Genomic DNA, 5358 nt, shown 5'->3' with positions numbered 1-5358 from the left:
CAATTGAAGAGCATGATAGAAGAAAAAATACCAAAATGTATCTCAAGGCCATGTTCCAGGAAAGCTTATAAGTTGTTAGCAATTTGTTCTGAATTAAACTTAGGAATTCTCTCTCAAATATATTCCTAAGTAAATGTTAGAATTTTATTTTCTCTAACTCATATTTAAAGAGATTTGGTGTTTTAAAAATAAAGTGGTATTATTATGATATTAAAATGATATCAAATGAAAAATGAAATAAATTTTAAAGCGAGTAGAGGATATGTAATGCTTTTGGTTTTATTGGTATTAATAACAATTATGGTAACAGGTTTGGTGGTTGTCGGGTCGCCTTTATTTCTTATCCTATTCCTTTTCGTTGTTTTAATTATCAGGGGTTTCTTTATTGTAAATCCCAATAGTTCTAAAGTATTGGTGCTATTTGGTGCTTACAAAGGCACAGTTCGGGATAATGGCTTCTTTTGGGCTAATCCATTCTACACCAGGGAAAAAATATCACTTCGAGCGAGGAATTTTGACAGCGAAAGAGTAAAGGTTAATGATAAGATTGGTAATCCAATTTTAATTAACGTAATCCTGGTTTGGAAGGTTCAAGATACCTATAAGTCGGCTTTCGATGTGGATAATTATCAGGAATTTGTACGTGTACAGACCGATGCTGCTGTACGCAAATTGGCAGGTTCCTATCCCTACGACAATTTTGATGATCAAGACGCCAAATTAACGTTGAGATCGGGTATGGACGAAGTAAATGAAGCTTTGGAAAATGAAATTACAGAACGATTGGCTATTGCGGGAATTGAGGTACTTGAAGCCAGAATAGGATATTTGGCCTACGCGCCTGAAATTGCAAGTGCTATGTTGAAAAGACAACAAGCAGTCGCCATTGTAGCGGCAAGATATAAAATTGTTGAAGGGGCCGTAGGCATGGTGGAAGACGCACTAGAGAGATTGTCCAATGATAATATTATTGATTTTGATGATGATAAAAAAGCTTCTATGGTTAGCAACTTAATGGTAGTTTTATGTGGTGATAAGGAGGTCCAGCCTGTTATTAATGCTGGGTCTTTAAACTCGTAACCTGTGAGTAAAAGAAAGTCATTTGCACTAAGAATCGACCCAGAGACGTTTAAGCGAATTGAAAAATGGGCGGATGATGAGTTTCGAAGTGTTAATGGGCAGATTGAATGGATTATTAATAAAAGCCTAAAAGACGCTAAAAGATTACCAAATAAACTAAAATCAAAAGAAAACAATAAGGATACAAAACTCTAATTTAATTGTGAACAACATAAGTATATGGTCTTTAAATAATATCAGAATATATGATCAATGATATTAAATATCCTATTCATTTAATTGTTTTTTTGTTCTTTTAAGTACTTTATGATTTCACGTTGATAAAATTGTCTTGCGAAACTTAATGCGGTTTTGCCTTCATAGGTCCGATTGAGATCAGCGCCCTTTTGCACCAGATATTGGACCATTTCAATTTGTCTGTATTTTGCCGCAAACATAAGAGGTGTTTTGTCTGCACAAACGCCCTCGATATCGGCTCCGTTTTCAACAAAATAACCTAAGGATTTCATCGATTTTAATTTTATACTTATTGCCAAATAATTATATTTTTTGCTGTCTGCCACTCCGATACATTCATTGATGTGGTCTACAGTAATTAAATGTTTCAAGTTTTCAGTTCGGCCATACTTTATACTCTACGCCATTTCATTGGTTAATTCCTGCCCATAGGATGCTATTCCAATTAGTGGAATTAATGTTATTAAAATCATGTGTTTAATACTTGAATTCATGATTGAGTTTAAAATACACACTCAAGCGGCTGTATTTAATTTACAAGATGTGATAAAATATAAAATAAGTCATAGCAAAATTAAATCCTGCATGACTGATAATTGCTCCATAAATCGATTCGGTTTTAGTTTTGCAATAATAAAACAGCCTACTGGTTAAAAACATTAATGTCATCCATATAAACGCAGGCACAAATAAAAACTCCCAACTCCCACTCGAGTAAATTATTCCAAAGTGTGCCAAATGCACGATGGCAAAGGCTAAACTGTCAAAAACAGACGCTCTGTTTTTCCCGAATTCAGGAACGAAACCCTGATGGATAAGCCCTCTGTACAACAGTTCTTCGCCAATGGGGCTGAAAGTCATACCAATAATAGCAAACATCCCAAAATATAATTTTTTATTTGATCCAGTAAGTTCATCTACCGGCATACTGCTATAGGAATTCGAGATATATACAAACCAATTTTCAATCGAGTCTAGATAGAGATAATTTCCTAGTAAAAATATAATAGCAGAAGCAAAAATCCCAATCAAAAATGAGTATATCAGCCATTGAATATTTTTTGGTCTTTTTAGTCCGATTATTTTCCTTCCTTCCTTTTTTAAAAGAATAAAAGGGGTAAGCCACATCAAAACAAAAATTATTGAAGTAAAACTGTAGTTCCCAGTTCGGTTGGCCTCCAATACAAAAAGAAATCTTGGTATTCCAAATAGCAATATTAATGTCAATCCGAATTGCCAATTGAACTTTAATTTTTTAAATCGGAAAAGGTCTTTCATAATCTTTTTACAACTCAGAGTATCCTTTATTTGAACTTTGATAACAGACAGGTATTTTCATCAATTGAAAAGCGTAGGCATTTATTGGAGTGTTTACACTTTTCCATAAACAGGTACAATAAAATTCCCGTTTAAAAATGGTTTCGGATCTATTTGGCTTTGCAGGACAACCCCACTATAAAGAGATTCGAGCATTAGTTGTGCAGACTGAAGCAAGGGCGCTGCCGTGGCTATTTGGATAGCCCGTAATTGATGTTTTCCCACTGTTTGTGGTTGTATCTGTTTGGCGATCTCCCGCCTGTACAAAGTTCCTTCTATATCCTTACCCTCCACAGCTGCATACAAAATGATCTTGTCGTCTTCGATGTGTGGAATCAACGCTTCCATTTTGTGCTGTAAGGCGGCAATAGCTTCACGGGTATTTCCCAAACCAGTAAGTTGTTCTTCTACCCAAGCATAATGTCCGGGATACCGCAAGGTCTTATAATCGAGAAAACCCACCTTTTTTGCTAAAGCATCTGGTAGGTTAGCTGCACCTCCGGAAGTAAGGTCCTCTTCATAGGTAATGCCATCGATAATTATGATGGCTCTTTCTGACAATGAAGGAAGTATTGTCTTTTTAAAATCACGAAGCACCAGGGTATCTTTTAGGTATTCGGTAGCTACCCCGACCGGACTCCAGGTGAATCCATAATAATGTGGGGCAACAGCATGGTCTGTCAGGGCACCTACTTTAAACTCCAGCTTGTCCACTTTGTCTACTTCAAAATCGCTGCAAAATTGTTGGAAAAGTAGGTTGGCGAGGATATTGATGTAGCCGGGAGCGAGACCAGTTTGAAGAACGAAACCCGTTGTAGCATCCTTTGCCAATGCCATTATTTCCTTGGTTTCTGCAACATACTCGGTCAGGTTGGCATAATGCAGGTGAAAGTCTTTGGCCAGCTTGGCTATTTTCGGGGCCAGGCTACCCGGGAGGCAATCGAGGAGTACATCACCCTGGCCCAGGATTTCTTTCATTTCCTCAGTAAGGTCTTCCCCGGGAAGATGAAATGCCTTAACGGAACAGGGTTTAGTTGTGCCCTCCTCTATCCATCTGGCCACCTTTAATGCTTTTGAAAACGTCCGGTTTCCGATAAAAACGGTAGGTGGTACTTCGCTCCATTCCATAAGGAGCAGACCGGCCGCTTCGGCAATACCGCCAGCCCCGGCAATAATGATGTTATAATGCTTATTCATTCCAGAAATATATCATTTTTATCGAGCTTTGTTTTGAACATATTGCAATCGTTTATTTGAACTTTTATAAATGTCTGATAAAATCCATTCTTTCTCCCAAAACACGAATTATCAATATTCCAGTATTGGTTCTTTTATAGAAAACTACATGTGATTTATGACGATACCTCAGAAGTAATGTATCATCTTTGTGCGAGCAGAGTCTTCCCCTTTCAGGTCTATTGGTTAGGTCTTCAAAACAGGAGATAAGATTATCGCGATATTTTCGAGCTTGTTTAATACCAAAATTCTTAATAGTATAGTCTGCGATTGCTAGAATATCGGATAGTGCACTCTTGCTAAGAATGTATCTAGCCATTCTTTTTAGCGTATCTTAATTCAGCTTCCTTCCAGATATCCTCAACGGTTTTATCGCTCTCACCACTTGCCAGACCTTCTTCAAGGGCCATTTCAAGTTCAATAATGTTCTGCTGGGTTGTTTGGTGGGTTCTGACCAGATGTCTAATGTATTCGCTATCGTTGGTAAAGTCACCTTTTTCAATCTGTTTCTTAATCCAATCGTCTTGTTGCTTTGTAAAAGTTATTGATTTTCTAACTACTCCCATAATGCACCAATATTAATATTATTGATGTAAAATAACAATTATTTTGAAAATATGCAAATATTGAAGCATCGTTTATCTGAACTTTGATTTTTTAAAATAAATATGGCCAAAGGACATCAAAAATTAGTTTATACAAGATCACGCCAACGGCGATTCCAATAGCAAAGCCTACCCAATTTTTCTTCTTTTTGTTTTCCATTTTATCGTTTATTTGAAATTTAGAGAACTATATTAAAACTTTTCATAGGAGCCATTGTTGTAGTGCATTTTTCATTTCCATTCGTTTTAATGAAAACGTTTTGGAATTCATATCAAGAAAATCCAACATTAAATATGCTTTTTTCGCTAAACTCCTTTTATTTTCATTCCCGATTTTTTCCAAAATCGTGAAGATTAATTCAGCTAACTTTTCAATGTGCGTTTCGTGAAGGTTTGCAATTCGCTCAAACAACTCTGATTTCTCCATTTCTGAAATTTCTTTAAGAGTCAGGTCGAACTCGTTAGCTAAATCCTGATCAATTTCCATTACATCCAACTCATAATCATTAACATTTATCCCTAAAGCTTTTCCGATTAGCTTAGTCAAGAAAAAAGTCAGTCTTTGTATTTCTCGTTGGATGTAATCTTTTTCCTGTTGCATATATCTGATGCGCTAAAAAGGTTAGGCTATCATTTCGGCGTATTAAAAAGCAGCGTAGCCAATGCTTTGGTCTCGTCCCGATAATTATCGGGAGCTGTAGGGAGTCCTACACATCAGGGGGTTGCTGCAGATAACCTAATCCCTCACCTTAATTGATTTGATAAATGTAGGATTAATCTTTAATTGACGCAAATAAGTGTGCTGAACCTGCAGGGGTTGTGGTCAAAATTTAAAATCTGTTTATTTAAAAGAATTATTGGAAATTGGTGCCTGGAATTTATT

At 36.4% G+C, this 5358-nt stretch carries 8 protein-coding genes; 2 read left to right on the top strand and 6 right to left on the bottom strand.

The window, feature by feature from the left end:
• Window positions 1-225 precede the first annotated feature (225 nt).
• Both WBN20_RS10025 and WBN20_RS10020 read left to right on the top strand, forming a co-directional pair.
• The gene (locus tag WBN20_RS10025; protein WP_424281581.1) at window positions 226-1080 is read left to right on the top strand and encodes an SPFH domain-containing protein; all 855 of its coding nucleotides are present in this window, start codon (window positions 226-228) and stop codon (window positions 1078-1080) included.
• A gap of 3 nt (window positions 1081-1083) precedes the next feature.
• Window positions 1084-1275, top strand: coding sequence for an Arc family DNA binding domain-containing protein (locus tag WBN20_RS10020; RefSeq protein ID WP_424281580.1), 192 nt, complete (start codon window positions 1084-1086; stop codon window positions 1273-1275).
• An 80-nt stretch (window positions 1276-1355) separates the two neighbouring features.
• Here WBN20_RS10020 and WBN20_RS10015 read toward each other — a convergent pair whose 3' ends face one another.
• The 6 genes from WBN20_RS10015 to WBN20_RS09990 form a co-directional block, all read right to left on the bottom strand.
• Window positions 1356-1688, bottom strand: a complete 333-nt coding sequence (locus WBN20_RS10015; protein ID WP_424281579.1) for an ankyrin repeat domain-containing protein — start codon at window positions 1686-1688, stop codon at window positions 1356-1358.
• A 163-nt stretch (window positions 1689-1851) separates the two neighbouring features.
• On the bottom strand, window positions 1852-2595 hold the full coding sequence (locus WBN20_RS10010) for a lysostaphin resistance A-like protein (RefSeq protein ID WP_424281578.1): 744 nt from the start codon (window positions 2593-2595) through the stop codon (window positions 1852-1854).
• Window positions 2596-2688: 93 nt separating this feature from the next.
• Complete coding sequence (locus tag WBN20_RS10005) at window positions 2689-3831, bottom strand: saccharopine dehydrogenase family protein (RefSeq protein ID WP_424281577.1); 1143 nt, start codon at window positions 3829-3831, stop codon at window positions 2689-2691.
• Between the two features lie 64 nt (window positions 3832-3895).
• Window positions 3896-4189 (bottom strand): type II toxin-antitoxin system RelE/ParE family toxin, encoded by a 294-nt coding sequence (locus WBN20_RS10000; RefSeq protein ID WP_424281576.1) that lies wholly within the window; start codon window positions 4187-4189, stop codon window positions 3896-3898.
• Entirely contained in the window at window positions 4182-4436 is a 255-nt protein-coding gene (locus WBN20_RS09995) for a type II toxin-antitoxin system ParD family antitoxin (RefSeq protein ID WP_424281575.1), read from the bottom strand. Before WBN20_RS09995 ends, WBN20_RS10000 begins: the two co-directional genes overlap by 8 nt.
• A 241-nt stretch (window positions 4437-4677) precedes the next feature.
• On the bottom strand, window positions 4678-5022 hold the full coding sequence (locus WBN20_RS09990; RefSeq protein WP_424281574.1) for a hypothetical protein: 345 nt from the start codon (window positions 5020-5022) through the stop codon (window positions 4678-4680).
• Between the last annotated feature and the right edge of the window lie 336 nt (window positions 5023-5358).

This window comes from Eudoraea sp., assembly GCF_049665975.1.
GTDB lineage: Bacteria > Bacteroidota > Bacteroidia > Flavobacteriales > Flavobacteriaceae > Eudoraea.
Note: the sequence above shows the minus strand (reverse complement) of the source record. Positions and strands in the feature narration are given on the sequence as shown.

Excerpts from the sequence above, each read along its gene's own strand:
- WBN20_RS10000 (WP_424281576.1), bottom strand. The coding sequence starts at position 4,189 with ATGGCTAGATACATTCTTAGCAAGAGTGCACTATCCGATATTCTAGCA.
- WBN20_RS10025 (WP_424281581.1), top strand. The coding sequence starts at position 226 with ATGAAAAATGAAATAAATTTTAAAGCGAGTAGAGGATATGTAATGCTT.
- WBN20_RS10010 (WP_424281578.1), bottom strand. The coding sequence starts at position 2,595 with ATGAAAGACCTTTTCCGATTTAAAAAATTAAAGTTCAATTGGCAATTC.
- WBN20_RS10005 (WP_424281577.1), bottom strand. The coding sequence starts at position 3,831 with ATGAATAAGCATTATAACATCATTATTGCCGGGGCTGGCGGTATTGCC.
- WBN20_RS09995 (WP_424281575.1), bottom strand. The coding sequence starts at position 4,436 with ATGGGAGTAGTTAGAAAATCAATAACTTTTACAAAGCAACAAGACGAT.